This window comes from Vibrio sp. TRT 21S02 (genome assembly GCF_050113675.1).
Taxonomy (GTDB): Bacteria; Pseudomonadota; Gammaproteobacteria; order Enterobacterales; family Vibrionaceae; genus Vibrio.
The window spans coordinates 1-1,997 of the sequence record NZ_JBNJOI010000055.1 but is presented as its reverse complement, the minus strand read 5'-3'; the positions used below and the strand labels follow the sequence as shown (position 1 = coordinate 1,997).

Here is a 1,997-nt window from a genome sequence, read left to right as displayed (position 1 = left end):
TCAAATACGCTTGAAACCCATTATCAAGTACCTCTGGTAGCTCTGACGCATTAATCGTAAACGTCGATAATAAGATCAAAAAACCTATAATTAGCTGTTTCATATTAGTTCCTTACCTGTTTTACGTATAACGCCGCATTAAGGTGCGAACAACGCAAAACACCTAACCTAAACCACTGCACCTTAATCGCCAAAACCAAGTTTAAACTGAAATCGCCAAGCGTTGTGAGTCACTCTTAAATGCTTTGTTAGCTGAATTACCCAACAACGTCTGTATAACGGAATGATTTATAATTAAGTTTCGTTCCACCTCTTAGATCTTTACGCATAGCGACTACGATATTGCCAATAGCCTGTCTACCTGCTTCTGGATCTGGTGCTTTACCATGATTGTCTATGACTAACTGCACCATGTGATTGATGGCTTCTACAACTTCATCAGAACAATAGAGCCAACCTTTGCATTGCTCTTCAAAAAACTCTCGTTTGGTTTTAGCGTTCGCAGTAGCCCCGACAAAACCTTGGAGCTTTACTAACAGTTTTGAATACTGTTCTTCTCGATGCTTTAATGCCGCTTCGTCTCGCTTTGCTTTTACGGTCAATACATAAGTTAACCCTGAGCCGAGAAACAAAGTAACTAAAGGTAAAAGTAATTTAACGAGTTCCATAAGAGTTTCCATATTTCACCATTCAGCTAACGCCGCGTTAAGTGGTGAACAACGCCAACCACCAAACTTAAACCTTTGTACCTTAAACACTAAATTCTATTAAAACTGAAATCGCCAAGCGTTGTGAATCCGCCTTAAACGCCTTGTTAAATTGATTTTTCACTGAAACTTACGACGGAAAACAATTCGAGCTAGCCTAACTCCTGCCAATATAGACAGCCCAGCGACGCAGCCAATCAAAGAAAACTCATACAAATCTCCTTTAATAATGCTAACGACTAAATTCACCAACGCCTGCACTGTTACGATACATGCTAAAAAATGAAAAACGACTAAGGGTTGACTTAAGGTAAAGGGATTTATGTCCCAAGATGGTTCCAGCCATACTTTCTTAGAGAAAGGATTTACAGCTTGAAAACCGATAACTGACAGCAACGCTAGCAAAGAAGCAGGAACGATCAAAAATAAAGATTTCACTAGCTCACCTTGTGTAAGGCTTGTGACTACCGGGCTATAATTTGTAGCCGAGAAAAGACCGACTCCTAAAATAATAGCTATACGAAAAACTCGCCAATTCATCTCTACTCCAATATCAATTTAACGCCCAATTAAGTTGTGAGCAACACTGCCACCTTACTAAAACACTGCACCGTAACCACTAAACCAATTGAAACTGAAAGCGCCGAGCGTTGCGAATCAGCTTGAATTGCTTGTTATGTTTTACCACAAACACATGATTTACTTGAGAAAGAACTGCTATTTCTAACAAGTTTTCTGAAGCAAACCACAAGGCTGAAACCAACTTGACCGACAAAGGCGACCAGCCTAAAACAAGTAAGCCCACTTCCCTGCCCAATGAGGCAACCCGACTAAGCTCCAACAAACGCCCTGTCTTTCCAACCAAAGCATAAAACAATGGCAAATTGCCGAGGCAACTGCCAAGCCGAAATGCTGCTTGGCAAAGAACCTAAAAGCGACTTTAAGCCAGTTAAACAAAAAACCGACCGCCAAGACCTAACAATGAAGCAACCCACGAATATTAGCATGTTTTACGGGCTGAGTGGTTCAAGAACTTAGACCGACAATACTGATTTGCTGAGTCTACTAGGGACGAATTACCAGAGGGACAAAGAACTAGACCCTAAGACCTTTAAGCCTTTGAAAACATAACGCCGCATTAAGGTGCGAGCAACGCTTAACACCTAACCTAAACCATTGCACCTTAAACACTAAAGCCAAGTTTAAACTGAGGTCGCCGAGCGTTGTGAGTCACTCTTAAATGCTTTGTTATGCATACTTTTAATTTTTAAATGGACTTAGCCCTTTCAC

The 1,997-nt window shown here is 40.9% G+C and carries 2 protein-coding genes; both read right to left on the bottom strand.

The window, feature by feature from the left end:
- Positions 1-257: 257 nt before the first annotated feature.
- Positions 258-668, bottom strand: coding sequence for a hypothetical protein (locus tag ACQEXU_RS21880; protein WP_427012291.1), 411 nt, complete (start codon positions 666-668; stop codon positions 258-260).
- 159 nt (positions 669-827) lie between these two features.
- Positions 828-1,145, bottom strand: coding sequence for a hypothetical protein (locus tag ACQEXU_RS21875; RefSeq protein WP_427012290.1), 318 nt, complete (start codon positions 1,143-1,145; stop codon positions 828-830).
- Positions 1,146-1,997 lie beyond the last annotated feature (852 nt).